At 71.1% G+C, this 18,080-nt stretch carries 15 protein-coding genes and 1 pseudogene; 9 read left to right on the top strand and 7 right to left on the bottom strand.

What is annotated here, in order from left to right; all coding sequences use genetic code 11:
* Positions 1 to 20 precede the first annotated feature (20 nt).
* The 4 genes from VFB40_RS04850 to VFB40_RS04835 all read right to left on the bottom strand — a co-directional run bounded on the left by VFB40_RS04850 (position 21) and on the right by VFB40_RS04835 (position 5,788).
* The gene (locus tag VFB40_RS04850) at positions 21 to 1,241 is read right to left on the bottom strand and encodes an MFS transporter (RefSeq protein WP_324848063.1); all 1,221 of its coding nucleotides are present in this window, start codon (positions 1,239 to 1,241) and stop codon (positions 21 to 23) included.
* 46 nt (positions 1,242 to 1,287) lie between these two features.
* Positions 1,288 to 3,906 (bottom strand): rifamycin-inactivating phosphotransferase, encoded by a 2,619-nt coding sequence (rph, locus tag VFB40_RS04845; protein ID WP_324848062.1) that lies wholly within the window; start codon positions 3,904 to 3,906, stop codon positions 1,288 to 1,290.
* Positions 3,907 to 4,194: 288 nt separating this feature from the next.
* Complete coding sequence (locus VFB40_RS04840) at positions 4,195 to 4,953, bottom strand: FadR/GntR family transcriptional regulator (protein WP_324848061.1); 759 nt, start codon at positions 4,951 to 4,953, stop codon at positions 4,195 to 4,197.
* 76 nt (positions 4,954 to 5,029) lie between these two features.
* Complete coding sequence (locus VFB40_RS04835; protein ID WP_324848060.1) at positions 5,030 to 5,788, bottom strand: SDR family NAD(P)-dependent oxidoreductase; 759 nt, start codon at positions 5,786 to 5,788, stop codon at positions 5,030 to 5,032.
* Positions 5,789 to 6,050: 262 nt separating this feature from the next.
* Here VFB40_RS04835 and VFB40_RS04830 point away from each other — a divergent pair, with 262 nt between their 5' ends.
* The 9 genes and pseudogenes from VFB40_RS04830 (at position 6,051) to VFB40_RS04795 (ending at position 16,085) form a co-directional block, all read left to right on the top strand.
* Positions 6,051 to 8,603 (top strand): NPCBM/NEW2 domain-containing protein, encoded by a 2,553-nt coding sequence (locus VFB40_RS04830; protein ID WP_324848059.1) that lies wholly within the window; start codon positions 6,051 to 6,053, stop codon positions 8,601 to 8,603.
* A gap of 18 nt (positions 8,604 to 8,621) precedes the next feature.
* The gene (locus VFB40_RS04825) at positions 8,622 to 9,536 is read left to right on the top strand and encodes a hypothetical protein (RefSeq protein WP_324848058.1); all 915 of its coding nucleotides are present in this window, start codon (positions 8,622 to 8,624) and stop codon (positions 9,534 to 9,536) included.
* A gap of 116 nt (positions 9,537 to 9,652) precedes the next feature.
* Positions 9,653 to 10,651: a substrate-binding domain-containing protein gene (locus tag VFB40_RS04820; protein ID WP_324848057.1), complete on the top strand. Its 999-nt coding sequence runs from the start codon at positions 9,653 to 9,655 to the stop codon at positions 10,649 to 10,651.
* An 86-nt stretch (positions 10,652 to 10,737) separates the two neighbouring features.
* Positions 10,738 to 11,181 (top strand): annotated as a pseudogene (locus VFB40_RS28760) (ATP-binding cassette domain-containing protein); the annotation flags it as partial.
* A 102-nt stretch (positions 11,182 to 11,283) separates the two neighbouring features.
* Positions 11,284 to 12,210 (top strand): ATP-binding cassette domain-containing protein, encoded by a 927-nt coding sequence (locus VFB40_RS28755; RefSeq protein WP_414642041.1) that lies wholly within the window; start codon positions 11,284 to 11,286, stop codon positions 12,208 to 12,210.
* Positions 12,207 to 13,238 (top strand): ABC transporter permease, encoded by a 1,032-nt coding sequence (locus tag VFB40_RS04810; protein ID WP_324848055.1) that lies wholly within the window; start codon positions 12,207 to 12,209, stop codon positions 13,236 to 13,238. The genes VFB40_RS28755 and VFB40_RS04810 overlap by 4 nt, the downstream gene beginning before the upstream one ends.
* Entirely contained in the window at positions 13,235 to 13,942 is a 708-nt protein-coding gene (locus tag VFB40_RS04805; protein WP_324848054.1) for a bifunctional 4-hydroxy-2-oxoglutarate aldolase/2-dehydro-3-deoxy-phosphogluconate aldolase, read from the top strand. The genes VFB40_RS04810 and VFB40_RS04805 overlap by 4 nt, the downstream gene beginning before the upstream one ends.
* Positions 13,939 to 15,099 (top strand): galactonate dehydratase, encoded by a 1,161-nt coding sequence (gene dgoD / locus VFB40_RS04800; RefSeq protein WP_324848053.1) that lies wholly within the window; start codon positions 13,939 to 13,941, stop codon positions 15,097 to 15,099. The genes VFB40_RS04805 and dgoD overlap by 4 nt, the downstream gene beginning before the upstream one ends.
* A 29-nt stretch (positions 15,100 to 15,128) precedes the next feature.
* Positions 15,129 to 16,085: a sugar kinase gene (locus VFB40_RS04795; protein WP_324848052.1), complete on the top strand. Its 957-nt coding sequence runs from the start codon at positions 15,129 to 15,131 to the stop codon at positions 16,083 to 16,085.
* 56 nt (positions 16,086 to 16,141) lie between these two features.
* Here the strand turns inward: VFB40_RS04795 and VFB40_RS04790 are convergent, their stop codons facing one another.
* The 3 genes from VFB40_RS04790 to VFB40_RS04780 all read right to left on the bottom strand — a co-directional run.
* The gene (locus VFB40_RS04790; protein ID WP_324848051.1) at positions 16,142 to 17,368 is read right to left on the bottom strand and encodes an RNA polymerase sigma factor; all 1,227 of its coding nucleotides are present in this window, start codon (positions 17,366 to 17,368) and stop codon (positions 16,142 to 16,144) included.
* A 41-nt stretch (positions 17,369 to 17,409) separates the two neighbouring features.
* Positions 17,410 to 17,745: a YciI family protein gene (locus VFB40_RS04785; protein ID WP_324848050.1), complete on the bottom strand. Its 336-nt coding sequence runs from the start codon at positions 17,743 to 17,745 to the stop codon at positions 17,410 to 17,412.
* 114 nt (positions 17,746 to 17,859) lie between these two features.
* Positions 17,860 to 18,080 (bottom strand): tetratricopeptide repeat protein (locus tag VFB40_RS04780; protein ID WP_324848049.1); only part of this gene is annotated, 221 nt, incomplete at its 5' end.

Below are 18,080 nucleotides of genomic sequence, written 5' to 3'. Positions count from 1 at the left end.
CCGCCCGCGTTCGTCCCTGCTCAGCCGGAGCGCCGGGCGCGGGCGGAAAAGGTCGTGGCGCCAGCCAGGAGGATGAGGGCGGGCATGACGAGCAGGCCCAGGCGCAGGTCAGCGGTCTGGGCGAGCGCCCCGGCGGCGAGCGGACCGGTGATCTGGCCGATGCCGGCGATCGTGAGGATCTGGCCCAGGGCCTGATCGGCCGAGCGGCCGCTGGCGGCGACGTGCAGGGAGGAGGCCAGCGGGAAGGTGCCGCCGATCCCGATGCCGGCCACCGCGAGCCCGAGCATCGCCGCCGCGGTGTTGTCCGCGGCGAGCAGGATCGGGCAGCCCGCGAGGGCCGTGGCGAGCGAAAGCCGCAGCACGATCGTCGCGGAGAGCGTGCGGGCGAGCCGGCTGACCAGCACCCGGCCGACGAGGTTGGCGGCATAGAGGCCGCTGACCAGGCCGGCCGCGGTGTCTTGGGCGATGCCCACGTCGTCGTGCAGGTAGCTGGCGGCCCAGAAGCTGAGGGTGAATTCGAGGCCGACGATCGCGAAGATCGTGGTGAGGGTGCGCCGGTGTGAGTGCGTTGCTTCGCCAGCGGCGGTGGGGGTGCTGGATTCGGTGGTCTCGGACGTCTCGGTGGTATCAGGGGTCTGCTGGCTGGCCGGATCCGGTAGGCGCGTCATGGCCACGCCGACCGCCGCGGCGCCGACGAGGACGAAGGCGATCACGAAGGAGAACCGCCAGCCGAGTGCCGTCGCGGCGCAGGCGCTGATCACCGCCGGTGTGATGATTCCGGCGAAACTGACGGCGACTTCGCCCTCGGTCATCGCCACGGCGCGGTCGCGGTGGTGCAGATCCGCGAGCAGCGCCCAGAGCCGGATCAGCGCCACCGTATTGAGGGCGCTGATCAGCAGGGCGGCGGCCGCGGTCACAGGCAACAGCCGGCCGTAGCCGAGCAGCAGGCTGGCGACCGCGGCGCCGCTCAGGCCGAAGACGATCGTCCGCCGTCGCGGCGCGTTCGAGCGGATGGCCTGAATTCCGGCCATCATGCCGCCGATGGAGTAGGCGACCTGATGCAGCGCACCGACAAGGTAGGAGGTGTGCTCGGTCTGGCGAAGATACGGGAGGGCCGGACCGAGCGCCGCGTTGAGGATGCCGAAGGCGAACAGGGCCGCAAACGCCACCCACGTCGCGGTGTCGCGGTGGTAGGTCGACTCGCGCGTGACCGTGGCGGCTCCGTTCCGGCGTCGGTTCACATTCTCATATGTTCGTTTCGGCGAGCACGAGAAAGGGCGCCCGCGGTCAAGACAGGATCTCGATGAATCCGTCGGTTCCGTGCACGCGGATCCGCTGCCCATCCCGGATCAGCCGCGTAGCCTGCTCCACGCTCACGACGGCCGGCAAGCCGTACTCCCGCGCGATCACCGCGCCGTGGGTCATCAGGCCGCCCACCTCCGTGACCAGGCCCGCGATGCCGACGAACAGCGGCGACCAGCTGGGGTCCGTGAACGTGGTGACCAGGATGTCGCCCGCTTCGAGGTCGGCCTGCGCCATGTCGAGGATGACACGCGCCCTGCCCTCGACGGTGCCGGCCGAGACCGGCAAGCCGATCAGGGCGCCGGCCGGCACGTCGTCGCGCCGATACGCCCCGGTGATGGCCTCGCCCTCCGAGGTGAGCACTCGCGGCGGAGTGAGCGCGTGGTACGAGCGGAACTCCTCCTTGCGTTGCCGGATGAGCTGATCATCTGCCTGGTTCGTGCGCGCGACGTCGTGGAGCTCCTGGAACGTGAGGTAGAAGATGTCGTCCGTCTCGCGAATCACGTTGGCGCGTACAAGGCGCTCGGCCTCCCGCAGCAAGGCCTGCTTGTAGACGAAGTAGCGGCTGATGATGGCGTACTTCGGGTACTCCCGGTACCCGATGAAGGCTCGGACCTGGTCGATCATCCGCTTGGTCTGGTCGGCCTTGTGGTCCCCGTCCGGCAGCGCCCGCAGGCGCGAGAGCACGTCCTGTTCCTTCTCCCGGGCCTTGAGCTCTCCCTGCTCGAAGCGCCGCTTTGCGGCTCCCGGCTCGAAGTTCCTGACGTTGTCGAGGATCGCGGGCACGAGCGTGGTGGGGCGCTCGCGCCAACGCGGCCTGGTGATGTCGATCTCGCCGGTGCAGCGCATGCCGTACCGGTCGAGGTAGGCCGTGATGGCGTCGCGCGCTTCGGTCCCACCGGGGAGCTTCGGCAGCTCGTCCAGGAAGCCTTCGTCCTCGACGCCCTGCAGGAACGCGACCACCTCCGGCAGCGGACGGATCACGTCGGCGACGTCGAGCAGCGCCAGGCCCATCTGCGAGGTCACGTTGCCGGGAGCGGACAGGGTGAGCGTGTCAGCCGTGTTCCTCTCGCCCAGCCACTCCTGCAGGTTGTCGTTGAGCCACCACGTGGCCTCCATGCCCGCCATGATCGCCTGGAAGTTCACCGGGTCGGTGAGGATGCGTTTGTGCTCGTCGAAGGCTTCCAGGAGGAAGTCGAACAGCGCTGGTCCGCTCTTCGTCGGGATGTCGCGCTGCAAGGCGGCGATGAACGCCTCACTGCGCTCGATCAGCTCGCTGACGATGGCCGGATCGGCCTCGGCGGGCAGCGATGCGCCGCTGGTCGGCGGACCGCCGGCACGAGGACCGCCGGCACCAGGACCGGCGTCCGGGCGGGAGGGGACGAAATTGCCGCGCTCGAGGACGGTCTCCAGGGCGTCCCGCATCAGCGGGTCGCCTCTTCCCGTCAGCTCCAGCAGTCCGGCGCGGCTCGCGGGCGAGGCCAGGCGCGGGGTGACGTCGACGAACAGCCTCCCGCCGGCTTCGGGCATCGACACCAGGGCTGTCAGCTGCCACACGGAAATCCCCAGCGGCTTCATCGGGTCGGTCATCATCTGCCCATGACCGACCGAGACGTAGACGTGATTCTCCTGGTCGCCGCTCTCGGGGATGGGGAAGAGCGTCGTGATCGGCCGGCTCTGGACGATCTGGAAGCCGCCGTCGACCAGGCACCACTCAATGTCCTGCGGCCGGCCGAAATGCGCCTCGATCCGCCGGCCGAGCTGCACGAGCTGCACGACCTGAGCATCCGTCAGCGCAGGCTGCTCCCGCTGCTGCGCGTCGACCGGCGCTGCGTGCGTACCGCCGGTGGGCAGGGCGCGAACGGCGCGCTCTTTGACGGCGATCGTCTTGGCGACGACTTCACCGTCGCGCACCTTGAAGACGTCCGGGTTCGCCAGGCCGGAGACCAGCGCCTCGCCGAGGCCGAAGCCGGCGTCCACGGTGGCGACCCTCCGGTTGCCCGTGACGGGATCGGCCGTGAACAGGATGCCCGCCGCCTGCGGGAAGACCATCCGCTGCACGACCACGGCCATGTGGACCGCGCGGTGGTCGATCCCATTGCGCTGGCGATACGTCACGGCCCGCTCGGTAAACAGCGAGGCCCAGCACCGGCTGACGTGCCGGAGGATCGCCGCCGCCCCGATGACGTTCAGGTACGTGTCCTGCTGCCCGGCAAAGGAGGCTGTCGGCAGGTCCTCTGCTGTCGCGCTCGACCGGACGGCGTAGGCGGTTTGCTCGCCGAGTCGCGCGACCGCGTCGGTGATCGCTTCCGCGAGATCGCCCGCGACGGCGATCCCCTCGATGGTCTGGCGAATCTGCGCGCTGAGTGCGCGGATGGACTCCCCGTCGTCCGAGTTCAGCCGCGATAGCTGATCGAGCAAGCTGTCGATCGACGGCGCTTGCGCCACGGCGCCACGGAAGGCGTCCGTTGTCACGCAGAACCCGCCCGGCACGCGGACGCCCTCGATCCGCGACAAGGCGCCCAGGTGCGCGCCCTTGCCGCCGACGAGCGCGACCCGCGTCTCGTCGACCTCGCGAAGATCCAACACAAGCTGTTCAATCACTGCGATTCCCCGTACGTCGATGACAACACACGCATATCGCGCCGCCATTACCGCAAGTGGCGGCGGTGCCCGACGATTCTGCGCCCTGGCCCCGGCCTTGCCGCAAGCCCCCCGGTGCGGTATAAGTTAAGAGTGGCGAGGAGAGGTCTCCTTGCCCTTTCTTTTTGCCACCCGGCGGACCGTGTGAAAATCAGGGCTCTTCTGTCGCAGGTGCATGGTCTGATGTGGCCGAGTTGATGCTGCAGTGTTGATGTGGCCGAGTTGATGCGGCAGTGTTGATGCGATCGCTCAGGCGGCGCTTCTGCTTCGCCGAGCGGGCGCGCGGCCAGTGCGTTTGGTGGTGCCCTCCGCGTGCTCGCGCACTTGGGCGAGGTCGGCCGCGGCCTGGGCGAGCAGCGCCTCGACGGTGAGGCCGGCGGCGCGCGCGTCGCCGTCGCGGATCGCGTCGAGCAGGGCGCGGTGCGAGGGCATCGGGTCCGAGCCGTGCCGGCTGTGGTGCACGAACCGGTCGCGCACCTGCAGCCCGGCGGCCAGGATGACCTCCATGCGGCTGAGCACCTCGTTGTGCGCGGCGTTGAGCAGCGCGCGGTGGAAGCGCAGGTCGGCGTCGACCATCGCGTCGGGCGTGTGCACCGCCGCGGCCATCGCGGCCAGGGCCGAGTCCAGCTCGGCCAGGTCGTCCTCGGTGCGGCGCTCGGCGGCGAGGCGGGCGGCCGCGGGTTCGACGATGCCGCGCACCTCCGCCAGGTTCTCCAGGAACACGAAGTTCGGCGCCTCGCGGCCCTGCCAGCGCAGCACGTCCGCGTCGAGCAGATTCCACGCCTCGCGCGGCCGGATCACCGTGCCCCGCTTCTGCCGGCTCTCCACCAGGCCCTTGGCGGCCAGCACCTTGAGCGCCTCGCGCACGACCGTCTTGCTGACGTCGAACTCGCGCTCAAGCTGCTCGGAGAACACCGGCGCGCCCTCGGGGTACACGCCGCCGACGATGCGTTCGCCCAGCTGCTCGACGACCTGACCGTGAAGCCCGCGGCCCTGGTAGCTGCTCATCAGATCCTTACCGCTCCGTTCGCCTGACTCGGGCAACTGCTCGAGCTTGGATTTCCTACGCGCCCGCTCCCGCCGGCTAGGCGGAGGCCTTCGCGACGCTCCAGCCGCCGTCCACCACCAGGCTCGCGCCGTTGACGAACGACGCGTCCGCGGAGGCGAGGAACGCGATCGCCGCGGCGACCTCGTCGGGGCGGCCCAGCCGTCCAGCAGGGGTCGCGCTGACGCTCAGCGCCCGGCCGGCCTCGTCGATGTCATCCCACGCCGGAGTCAGGATAGGTCCCGGAAGCAGGGCGTTCACCCGTACTTCGGGGGCGTATTCGACCGACAGCTGGCGCGCCAGCGAGACCAGCGCGCCCTTCGCCGCCGCGTAGGCGGGGTGGTCGGGCAGGCCGAAGTTCGCGTGCACGGACGAGGTGAACACGGCGTTGCCCCTGACCTCCTGCAGCATCGGCAGGAAGGCGCGCATGCCGTGGTACGCGCCGGTCAGCGCCACATCGAGCTGGCGGTGCCAGTCGGCGAGTTCGAGGTCGAGCAGCTTGGCCGACTTGAAGTAGTACGCGTTGTGGTTGAGCACGTCGAGGCGGCCGTGGCGCTCGCGGACGCGGTCACGTACGGCTGCCCAGTCGGCGCCGCTGGACGTGTCGCAGTGGATGTACTCGGCGTCGCCGCCGTCCGCGGTGATCGACTTGGCGATCTGCCGGCCGGGCTCGTCGGCGATGTCGGCCAGGACGACCGACGCGCCCTCCGCCGCGAACCGGCGGGCCGTGGCTGCGCCGATTCCGGAGGAAGCCCCGGTCACCAGGGCGGTGCGGCCCTCGAAGCGGCGTGTCTGCACGGCGGTCCCTTCGGATTAATTATGACAAGTTTTGCAGTTCGCGGGTCGCGCTGGCAACCGCGGCCGGATCTTCGGGCGGGTCGGCGGCGGCCGTTGACGGCCCCAGTTTAATTCGTTAATAATGCGGAAATCCGCGCGGGTCGGGAAGCCCTCACCACAGGCAGGAGTACGCAGGATGCTGATACCCTTGCGATCGCGACGCGCTGCGCCGGCGGGCGCGGCGCCCAGGTGGAGACGCCGGGGGAGGGGTCCGGCGGGCGTCGTGCTGGTCGCCTCGGCGGCGCTGCTCGGCGTGGCCGGGCCGACCTCGGCCGCCCACGACACCGCTGCCCCGGCCGCCGCCACCTACCGCGGCGCGCCCATCGGTGCGAACACCACGCCGCCGATCAACGACCTGGCGAAGACTCCCTATCAGGGCTGGAACACCTACTACGGCCTCGGCTCCGGCTTCGACGAGGCGACCATCAAGGCCGAGGCCGACGCCCTCGTCAGCAAGGGCCTTGCGGCAGCCGGCTACGACTACGTGTGGATCGACGGCGGCTGGTGGAGCGGCACCCGCGACGCCGGCGGCGACATCACCGTCAGCTCGGCGCAGTGGCCGGACGGAATGAAGGCCGTCGCCGACTACATCCACGCCAAGGGCCTGAAGGCGGGCATCTACACCGATTCCGGCCGCAATGGCTGCGGCGGCCCGAACCAGGGCAGCTACGGCCGCTACCAGCAGGACGTGAACACCTTCGCCGCGTGGGGATACGACGCGGTCAAGGTCGACTTCTGCGGCGGCGAGCAGCAGGGCCTCGACCCGGCCGCCGCCTACGGGCAGTTCCGCGACGCGCTGCTGAACAACAGCAGCCACCGGCCGATGCTGTTCAACATCTGCAACCCGTTCATCCCCGAGACCGGCGCCGCGCCCGGCCGCTCGGCCTATGACTCGTACAAGTTCGGCCCGAGCACCGGCAACTCCTGGCGCACCGACACCGACATCGGCTTCCCGAACAATGTTCAGTACTCTGACATGCTGCGCAACCTCGACGCGGACGCCGCGCACCCCGAGGCCGCCGGTCCCGGACACTGGAACGACCCCGACTACCTCGCCCCCGGCCTCGGCTTCTCCGGCAACGAGTTCCAGGCCCAGTTCTCCATGTGGTCGATGGTCGCGGCGCCGCTGATCATCGGCGGCGACGTGCGCACGCTGTCCGCCGCCAGCCTCAGTGCGCTGACCAACCGCGAAGTGCTCGCCGTGGACCAGGATCCGCTCGGCGTCCAGGGCGCCGCGATCTGGACCTCGGCCGCCGGAGACGCGCAGGTGTGGGCCAAGCCGCTGTCCGGCGGCGACTACGCCGTCGCGCTGTTCAACCGCGGCGCCGCGCCGCAGCAGATCTCGACCACCGCTCGGCAGGCAGGCCTGCCGACGGCCGGCGCGTACGCGCTGCGCGACCTGTGGCAGCACTCGACGACGGAAACCGCCGGCGCGATCTCCGCGACCGTGCCCGGCCACAGCGTCGTGCTGTTGCGCGTCTCGCGCGCCACCGCCATCGGTGAAACGCAGCCCTCGACGACACTGTCCCCGGCCAGCATCACGCCGACCGCCAAGGCGCAGTTGCCGCTGGTGGCCCCCGGCGACAGCTTCCCGGTGACCGCCAGCTTCGCCAACAACGGCCGTAGTCCGATCGTCGACGTCAAGCTGGCGCTGAACCTTCCGGCCGGCTGGACCGCGACCAGCAGCGAGCCGACCCATGTGAGTCGGCTCGGTACCGGGCAATCGCTGTCCGGAGCGTGGCAGGTCACCGTCCCTGAGGGCACCATGCCCGGACCGGATCAGCTCACTGCGACCGCCTCGTACAGCTGGTACAGCGACAGCGGTCTCAGGACCCTGGGCGCGAGCGGCGCCGGTACCGTGCAGGTGCCGTCCGCACCGCCCTCCGGCACCGTGCCGCTCAGCCACCACGCGTGGCTCGACGCGGCCAGCGGCTACCTCGTGCCGCGCGTCGACCGCGACGACGCGGGCGGCGGACCGCTGGTGATGCACGGCGTGACCTACCCGACCGGCGTCGGAACCGCCTCGCCCTCCACGATCGACTACTACACCGGCGGCAACTGCACGACGCTGACCGCGACCGTGGGCATCGACGACTCGGCGAACTTCGATCCGAGCGGCGGCACGGCCACCTTCCAGGTCTACGGCGACGGCGTGAAGCTCTACGACAGCGGCCCGGTCACCCGCGCCGCCACGCACGAGGTCTCGGTGAATCTGGGCTCTGCGAAGGTCCTCAGCCTGATGGTCGGTGACGGCGGCGACGGCGGCTACAACGACCGCACCGACTGGGGCGGCCTGCGGATCGCCTGCGGCGCGCCGGTCGCGACCGTGCCGAGCGGACCGTGGCCGCACTTCGCCGAGCCCGTCACGCTGAGCGCCACCGCGACGAGTGCGAACAACGGCTACCCGGCGTCCAACGCGGTCGACGGCGATGTCACAACCCTGTGGCACTCGCAGTTCAGCCCGGTGCACGACCCGCTGCCGATCGCGCTGACCGTGGACCTCGGCTCGGTGCAGACCGTCACGGGTCTGACCTACCAGCCTCGACTCGACGGCGACATCACCGGCACGATCACCGGCTACACGGTCGAGGTCAGCACCGACGCAGTGACGTTCACTGCCGCCGCGCCGGCCGGGACCTGGAGCCAGGACGCGCTGCTCAAGTCGGTGCAGATCGCCCCAACGCGGGCGCGCTACGTGCGGCTGGCCGCGACGGCCGGCGCCAACGGTTACGCCTCGGCGGCTGAGGTCTCGGTCGCGACGCTCCCGGCGGCCTAAGGGATCCGGGGTGAAACGGTGAGCGACGGCGCGCGGCTGCAATGGAAGCCCGAACTGGGCGGGAAAGTCAGCAGCCTGCGTTTCGGCGCGGCCGGCCGTGAGTGGCTGGCCGCGCCCGTCCGGCCGCTCGCGGCCCCGGAGCCTGGTCAGGACTGGGCGCGGCTGGACTGCTCGGGCTGGGACGAGTGCTTCCCGAACATCGGCGCCGCGATGGACGGCGGCTTGCAGGATCACGGCGACGTCTGGCGGCTGCCGTGGATGACGCAGTCCCCTGACTCGCTGGCCGGGGCGGTCGAGCCGGAAGGGCGCGGATACCGCTTCGAGCGCGAGATCGCGACGACAGAAGGCTCGCATCGGCACAACGCGCTGCGAATCGGGTACCGACTGGAGAACCTCGGTGACGAGCCTCTCGCCTGGGCTTGGGCGCAGCACATGCTGCTCGCGGCGCACGAACGCATGCGCATCGTCAGTTCGTCGCCGGTGCGGCTACGTGTGGACAGCGCGTACCGCGACGGCGAGCGCGATGACTCAGCGTTCGATGACCTGATCGGCGGCGCGGTGGACGCGGAGTCGGCCACGGGGCCGGCCACCGAGATCTCGCTCGCTGACACGGTTGGGCGGGCGGCCAAGTTGTGGCTGGAGCCGCCGCTGCCGGACGTCGTGGCCGTCGTCGACGACAGCGCCGGCGAGTGGCTTGCCTGGAAGGTCGCGGACTCGACCTGCCTTCATTTCGGGCTGTGGCTCAACCTCGGCGGCTGGGGCGACCCTCCGCTGCGGCACGTCGCGATCGAGCCCGCGTTCGGCGTGCACGACGATCCCGCCGCCGCGTTCGCGAACCTCGATCCCCTCGCCTCCGGCGCGCGGACGGCCTGGCGCGTGATCGTCCAAGCCGGAATCGGCCAGGAGTACGAATTATTTATGAATAAATCTTGACTGCTCGGCCGCCGCGTCCGACACTCGTCGGGACGGGGCGCGTCAACACCTTCCCCAGCTCCACCGGCACCCCCACCTCAGAAATCGGAGTCAAGACAGTGCGGACAAGGACGTTCGTGGGCACAGCCGCGGCGGGCATCGCCGCCTCGCTCGCGCTGGCCGGCTGCTCCAACGGCAAGGCCGCGGCGAGCAGCACCGGTGCCGCCGCCGCCCCGAAGAGCGGCCAGATCACCATCGCCTACCTGCAGAAGCAGGGCGACCAGCAGTACTTCATCGACGAGGCCAACGGCGCCAAGGCCGAGGCGGCCAAGCTCGGCGACGTCAAGATCGTGACCGTCGACCTGGGCACGGACTCGAACCAGGCGATCAGCGCGATGAGCACCGAGGTCGGCCAGCAGGTCGACGGCATCGCCATCGTGGTGCCGGACCAGAAGATCGGCCCGCAGGTCATCGACTCGGCCGGGGCGATCCCCCTGGTGGCCAGCGACGACCCGATCAGCAACGGCTCCGGGCAGCCCGCGCCGTTCGTCGGCTTCGACTCGGTGCAGATGGGCACCTCGGTCGGCACCGAGGCCGGCAAGCTGTTCAAGCAGTACGGCTGGTCGGCCGCCGACACCAGGATCCTGGCCGCCTACCAGCAGGACCTGTCCGACTGCCAGCAGCGCGAGCAGGGCGAGGAGGCCGGCTTCGCCGCGGCCGCGGACGCCAGCCCGCAGATCGTGAAGATCGGCACCGACAACTCGGTGGTCGACGCGCAGAACAAGACCGGCGCCGCGATCACCGCCAACCCGGGCGTCAAGCACTGGGTGGTCTGGGGCTGCAACGACGAGAGCGAGACCGGCGCGGTCACCGCGCTGCAGAACAGCGGCGTGGCTCCCGCGAACATCGACGGCGTCGGCCTCGGCGCGTACCTGACCTGCAAGGACTGGGCCGCGAAGAAGGACTCGGGCAACAAGGCGGCGCTGTTCATCGACGGGCGCGCGGTCGGCGCCACCGCGGTCGACGTGCTGGTCGGCAAGATCCGCGACGGCAAGGCGCTGCCCGCCAAGTCGATCGCCAAGACCACCATGGTCGACGCGACCAACTTCGTGCAGGCGGGCGTGCAGTGCAGCTAGCGGATCAGCGCTCTGACGGACAGCCGCCGGCCGCCTCCCGGCTGCGGGCCGAGGGGATCGGCAAGTCCTTCGGCCCGGTGCGGGCGCTGGCCGAGGTGAGCCTGGACGTGCGCGCCGGCGAGGTGCTCGCGCTGATGGGCGAGAACGGCGCCGGCAAGTCCACGCTGCTGCGGGTCCTGTCCGGCGAGCACGCTCCGGACACCGGACGGCTGCTGCTCGACGGCGAACCGGTCGCCTTCGGCTCGCCGATCTCCGCGCACAAGGCGGGACTGCGAGTCGTCCAGCAGGAGCCTGAGATCGTCCCGCACGTGTCCGTCGCAGAGAACATATATCTCGGCGCGCTGCCGAAACGCGGCCGCATCATCGACAAGCGCACACTGATCGACCAGGTTCGCGCGGACATCGACCGGTACGGCTTCGCCAGCATGCTCGACCCACGCACGCCGGGCTCGGCGCTGTCCGCGGCCCAGCGGCAGCTGGTCGAGATCCTGCGCGCACTGACCGGCGACGTGCGGGTGATCGCCTTCGACGAACCGACCTCCTCGCTCTCAGACCACGAAGTCGACGCGCTGTTCAGCCTGATCCGGCGGCTGCGCGACGAGGGAGTGGCGGTGGTGTACGTCTCGCACCGGATGCCGGAGATCTTCGCCATCGCCGACCGCGTGGCCGTCCTGCGCGACGGCCGCTACGTCGGCGACCGGCGGGTCTGCGAGACCCGGGAGGCGGAGCTGGTGCGGATGATGGTCGGCCGCGACCTGGCCGACATGTTCACCCGCGACCCGCGCGAGCGCGGTGAAATCGAACAGCGTGAGGTGGTGCTCGCGGTGCGCGGCGTGACCACCGGCGACGTACGCGACGTGAGCATCGAGGTACGCGCCGGCGAAGTGGTCGGGCTCGGCGGACTGGTCGGTGCGGGCCGGTCCGAGTTGGCGCTCGCCCTCGTCGGCGCGGTACCGATCCACGCGGGCACGGTCGAGGTCGCCGGCAAGCCGCTGCGGCTGCGCGGCCCCGGCGACGCACTGCGCGCCGGCATCGGGTTCGCACCCGAGGAACGCAAGGCGCAGGCGCTGCTGCTGCACCGCTCGATCCGCGACAACGTCTCCCTGGCGATCCTGCGGCGCATCTCCCGGCTGCGCGTCGTCAAGCGCGGCGCCGAACGCGAGGTGGCGCGCAAATACGTCCAGCAGTTGTCCGTACGCGCCTCCTCGATCGAGCAGGAGGTCGGCACCCTGTCCGGCGGCAACCAGCAGAAGACCGTGCTGGCGCGCTGGCTGGCCCGCCGCCCCAGGGTGCTGATCCTGGACGAGCCGACCCGCGGCGTCGACGTGGGCGCCAAGGCGGAGATCTACTCCATCGTCAACGACCTCGCCGCCGAGGGGATGGCCCTGCTGGTCATCTCCTCCGAGCTGCCCGAACTGCTCGGCCTCTGCGACCGGATAGTGGTCATGCAGGGCGGCCGGGTGACCGGCCGGCTGGCGCGGTCCGAGGCCACCGAAGAACGGGTCCTGGCCCTGGCCATGGCCGAAGACCTGACCCCTGCTACCGGAGCCGACCGATGACACAGACCGAGAGCCCGGCCGCCGCGACCCGGCCAGAACCGAGCCGCCGGCCCGGCGCGCTGCGCCGCGCCCTCGACGCCGTGGGCGTGCAGAACCTGAGCCTGATCGTCGCGCTGGCCGTGCTGTGCGCGGTGATCGGCTCGCAGAACTCGAACTTCTTCCTGATCGAGAACGTCAAGACCATCGGCACCACGGTGGCCATCGTCGGCATCCTGGCCGTGGTGCAGACCGTGGTCATGCTGCTCGGCGGCCTGGACATCTCGGTCGGCTCGGCGGCGGGCCTGACCTCCGTCGTCTCCGCGATGGTGTTCACCAGCGCGTCGAGCGCCGCGTTCGGCATCCTGGTCGGGCTGGCGGTCGGTATCGCGGTCGGCGTGCTCAACGGCGTGGTGATCGTGTACGGCCGGGTCAACGCGGTGATCGCGACCCTGGCGACGTACTCGGCGCTGCGCGGCCTGGCCAACCTGATCTCCAACGGCCGCGCGCAGGGCTACACCGGCACCGACTCGACCTTCGTGTTCATCGCCCGCGGCAGCGGCCTGGGCATCCCGATCCTGGTCTGGGTTCTGATCATCGTGGCGCTGCTGGTGCACCTGATGCTGCGCTACACCGATATCGGCCGCAACATCTACGCGATCGGCGGCAATTCGACCGCCGCGCGGCTGGCCGGGATCAACATCAACCGATACGTCGTGGGCTGCTATGTGCTGGCCGGCTTCGTGGCCGCCATCGCCGGCATCCTGCTGACCGCGCGCACCGGCTCGGGCCAGCCGACCTCCGGAAGCCAGGGCCTTGAGCTGCAGTCCATCACCGCGGCGGCCCTCGGCGGCGTGGCGCTGCAAGGCGGCAAGGGCGGCATCTCCGGCACGGTCATCGCGGTGATCCTGCTCGGCGTGTTGCAGAACGGGCTGACGATCCTCGACGTCAACTCGTTCTGGCAGGACATCGCCCAGGGCGCCCTGCTGGTCGTCGCCGTGGTGATCCAGCAGCGTCGCAGGGGCCTGCGAGCGTTCGGCCTGCCGCGATGACGAACTCTGACACCGACTGGGACGAGGACCCGCGGCCGGCGCCGCGGTCCAGCGAGCTGCGCGAGGTGCTCGGCCGGGACCGCGTCATGGCGATCCTGCGGTACCGCGAAGGCGGCGACGTCTCCGCGGCGATCGGCGCGCTGGCCGACGGCGGGATCAGGGTGCTGGAAGTCACCGTGGACACCCCGGGATCGTGGGACGCGATCGAACGCGCCGCCGCGACGAGGCCGCGGCTGGTGGTCGGCGCGGGCACGGTGACCGACCCGCGGCAGGTGCGGCGGCTGGCCGCCATCGGCGGCCGGTTCGTGGTCAGCCCCGGCTTCGACCGGGACGTGGTCACCGCCGCGCTGGACGCCGGGCTGGAACCGCTGCCCGGCGTGATGACCGGCACCGAGGTGCTGGCCGCGCGCAAGGCCGGAGCGCAGTTCTTCAAGCTGTTCCCGGCCGGCGCGCTCGGCGAGCAGTATCTCAGGGAGCTGCGAGGCCCGTTCGGCACCGAGTGCTTCGTGCCGACCGGAGGCGTTTCGGTGGCCCGGATCCAGGACTGGCTGAACGCGGGGGCCTTCGCGGTCGCGCTCGGCGGCGAGTTGGCCGGGCGCACCGCGCCAGGCGAGGAGGACGAGGCGGCGGCGGTGGCGGCGGTGGAGGCGATGACGCAGCGGGCCCGAGCGGCTCTGCGCGCGGCGGGGGGAGCGGGCGCATGAAGATCACAGCTGTCACGACGTACGCGGTGGCGCCGCGCTGGCTGTTCGTGCGCATCGACACCGACGAGGGCGTGACCGGCTGGGGCGAGCCCGCGCTGGAAGGCCGGGTGCGCACGGTCGCGGCGGCCGTCGGCGAACTCGCCGAGCTGCTGGTCGGCGCCGATCCGCTGCGGATCGAGGCGCATTGGCAGGTGCTGACGAAGGCCGGGTTCTACCGCGGCGGCGCGGTACTGGCCTCGGCGGTCGGCGGGATCGACCAGGCGCTGTGGGATATCGCGGGCAAGGCGCGCGGCGTGCCGGTGCACGAACTGCTTGGCGGACCGCTGCGTGACCGGGTGCGCGTCTACTCGTGGATCGGCGGCGACGGCGAGCAGGACGTGGCCGAGCAGGCTGCGCGCAAGGCGGAGCAGGGTTTCACCGCGATCAAGATGAACGCCTCGGCGCAGCTGCGGCCGATCGACACGCCCGCTGCCGTGGACCAGGTGGTGCGCAGGGTGGCGGCGGTGCGCGAGGTGCTCGGCCCGACGCGTGACATCGCGATCGACTTTCACGGCCGGGTCTCCACGCCGATGGCCCGCAGGCTGCTGCCGCTGCTCGAACCGCTGGCGCCTATGTTCGTCGAGGAGCCGATCCTGCCGGAGTACTCGGCGAACCTGGCCTCGATCGTGCAGTGCACCTCGATCCCGATCGCGACCGGCGAGCGGCTGTACTCGCGCTGGGACTTCCGCGCCGCCTTCGAGGCCGGCATCGCGGTGGCGCAACCGGACATCTCGCACGCCGGCGGCATCTCCGAGGTGCGCCGGATCGCCGCGCAGGCCGAGACGCACGACGCGTTCCTGGCCCCGCACTGCCCGCTCGGCCCGGTGGCGCTGGCCTCGGCGCTGCAGGTGGACTTCGCGATACCGAACCTGCTGGTGCAAGAGCAGAGCCTGGGCATCCACTACAACGGCCAGGGCTCGGACCTGCTGGACTACCTGACCGACCCGGCCGTGTTCGAGTACCGCGACGGCTGGGTGGAGCGGCCGGCCGGTCCGGGCCTGGGCATCGAGGTGGACGCGAAGGCGATCGAGCAGGCGGCGACCTGGGCCGCCGAGCACGACTATGAGTGGCGCACGCCGATCTGGCGGCACGATGATGGCAGCCTGGCCGAGTGGTAGCGAGAGTTGTCATCTGTGAGCTGTGAACCGTGAGCAGAGTGCTGACGATCGGCGAGACCATGGGTGTCGCCGTCACGGAAACCGGAGATCCGCTGCGCACCGCGCGGGAGCTGCGGCTCTCCACCGCGGGCGCCGAGTCGACCGTCGCGATCGGCCTGCGCCGCCTCGGGCACGAGGCGGTCTGGGTCGGCGTCGTGGGCGAGGACGAACTCGGTGCCCGGGTGCTGCGCGATCTGGCCGCGGAAGGGGTGGACACCCGCTTCGCGCGCGTCGATCCCGGGCGGCCGACCGGATTCATGATCCGCGAGCTGAGGACGGCCGACTACACGCGCGTCAGCTACTACCGCGAACACAGCGCCGGATCGCGCCTTTCCCCCGCCGACGTCGAAGCCGCGCTCTCGGCCGTTGCCGACCTCGACCTCGTCCACCTCACCGGTATCACCCCGGCGCTGAGCGAGAGCTGCGGCGAGGCCGTCCGGCACCTGGCCGAGCTGGCGAGGCGGGCCGGGATCCCGGTCTCGTTCGACGTGAACTATCGCAGCACCCTGCCCGGAAGCGCCGGCCTGGCCGCCTTCGTCAAGGAACTGCTGCCGCGGATCGCCCTGCTGTTCGTCGGAGACGACGAGCTCGCGCTCGTGACCGATGAGACCGACCCCTCGCGCGCCGCCCGCGAACTCGTCGCGCTGGGACCGGCCGAAGTCGTGGTCAAGCGCGGCGCCGACGGTGCGCTCGCGGCCACCGCCGACGGCAGCCGGTGCGAGCAGCCGGCCCTCCCCGCCCGCGTCGTGGACGCCATCGGCGCCGGAGACAGCTTCACGGCCGGATACCTCGCCGCGCGCTGCGACGGACTCTCCCTCACTGAGCGCCTGCGCTGGGGTGCGGTGGCCGCCGCGTGCACGGTCGGCACACACGGTGACTGGGAGGGCCTGCCGACACGCGCCGGCCTGCAGCGCCGCTCAGCCGGCGGATCCATCACCGTGCGCTGATTCAGTCCGGGTCCGGGCTGTGTCCGGACAGTGTCCGGTCCGCGTCCGGACCGTGCTCAGCGTGCCGTGAGCCGCTGGTTGAGCAGGCGGCGTTCCGCTTCGGTCGGGGCCAGCGCGAGCGCGGTGCGCAGGCACGCGTCGGCCTCGGCCGTGCGGCCGAGGCGATCCAGCAGGTCGGCGCGAGTGGCGTGTAACAGGTAGTAGCCGTCGAGCCGGCCCGACTCGACGATCGCGTCGACCAGCGGCAGCGCCGCCTCAGGGCCCTGCGCCATTGACAGCGCGACGGCGTGGTTCAGGTCCACGATCGCGCTCGGGGCGATCCGGGCCAGCTGCTCGTACAACCCGACGATCTGCGGCCAGTCGGTCTGCGCCGCGGAGGGCGCGGTCGCGTGGCATGCCGCGATCGCCGCCTGGATCTGGAACGGACCGGCCCGGCGCCGGCGCAGCGCGCGTTCGAGGATCGCGCCGCCCTCGGCGATCTGGTCCCGATCCCACCGGGAGCGGTCCTGATCCCGCAGGGTCACCAGCTCGCCGCCGGCGTCTACGCGTGACGGGCGCCGCGCGTCGTGCAGCAGCATCAGCGCGAGCATGCCGTGCGCCTCGGGTTCGTCCGGCATCAGCGCCGCGAGCACGCGAGCGAGCCGGATCGCCTCCCGGCTCAGCTGGGCCTTGTGCTCCTGATCGCCGTAGCCCTCGTTGTAGAGCAGATAAAGCACGTGCAGGACGCCCGGCAACCGTTCTGGCAGCAGGTGCGCCGGCGGCACGCGCAACGGGATCACCGCGTGCGCGACCTTCTGCTTGGCGCGGAAGATGCGCTGGCCCATCGTGCGCTCCGGCACGAGGAACGCGCGCGCGATGTCGGCGGTGCTCATCCCGGCCAGGGCTCGCAGCGTCAGCGCCACCTGGGCGTCGAGGTTGAGCGCCGGATGGCAGCAGGTGAACACGAGCTCAAGCCGCTCGTCCGGGATCTCGCTGTCCCTGGTGTAGGGCACAGGCTGCTGCTGCTCCATCGCCGCCCACGCTCTGATCTTCGCCGACTCGGTCGAAGCTCGGCGCATCCGGTCGACGGCGCGGTTGCGGGCGGCGGCGGTGAGCCACGCCAACGGCTGGCGCGGCACACCGTCCGCAGGCCACGTGCGCAGCGCCTGAGTGAAGGCGTCCTGCGCGCACTCCTCGGCCAGGTCCCAGTCGCCGCCGGTGAACCGGATCATGGTGGCCACGATCCGGCTCCACCCGTCGGCGTAGATCCCGGCGATGAACTCGCTCGCCGATTCGCTGGTCATCGCCCGCAGCCCGTCCGCCCGTCCGCCGCGCGCCGGGCGGCTCAGCCCTCGACCCAGAACGGCCGCAGCTCGATCACGCCGGCCCAGGCCATCGGGTGCCGGGACGCGACCTCGACGGCCTCGTCCAGATCAGCGCACTCGAGCACGTCGAACCCGGCGATCAGGTCCTTGGTCTCGGCGTACGGGCCGTCCGTGAGCAGCACCTCGCGGTTGCGCACGCGCACCGTGGTCGCGTCGCTGCCCGGCCGCACCCGGTCGCCCATCAGCCGGATGCCCTTGCCGTCCATCTCGGCGACCCAGTCCTCGACGTCCGGCGCGCCCTCGGCCGCCCCCGGGGCGAGGTCCGGGTCCACACACACCAGCATCAGATACTTCATCAGTCTGCTCCGTTCGCGGGTAGCTCGGGTGGCGTCTTTCGCCGTTTCCATCTCCATGACGAACGGGCCGGCCGCTCTACTACAGGCTCGCGCGAAAATTCTTCAGACGCATCGTCAGCTGTCCGGCAGCTCGCTCGAGAAGGCGGCGGCCATGCGCAGCCAGGGCTTCGCCTCCTCGTGGCGCCCCTGGCGTTGCAGCGTGCGGCCGAGCATGAGATAGGCGTAGTGCTCGACCGGGTCGCGTGCGATCACCTCGCGCAGTTGCTCCTCGGCCCGCCGCAGCTGAGCGGTGTGGTAGTACGCACGGGCCAGCAGTAGCCGTGCCGCGGTCTGCT

The sequence above is a fragment of the Actinocrinis sp. genome (assembly GCF_035650855.1).
GTDB lineage: Bacteria > Actinomycetota > Actinomycetes > Streptomycetales > Catenulisporaceae > Actinocrinis.
Note: the sequence above shows the minus strand (reverse complement) of the source record. Positions and strands in the feature narration are given on the sequence as shown.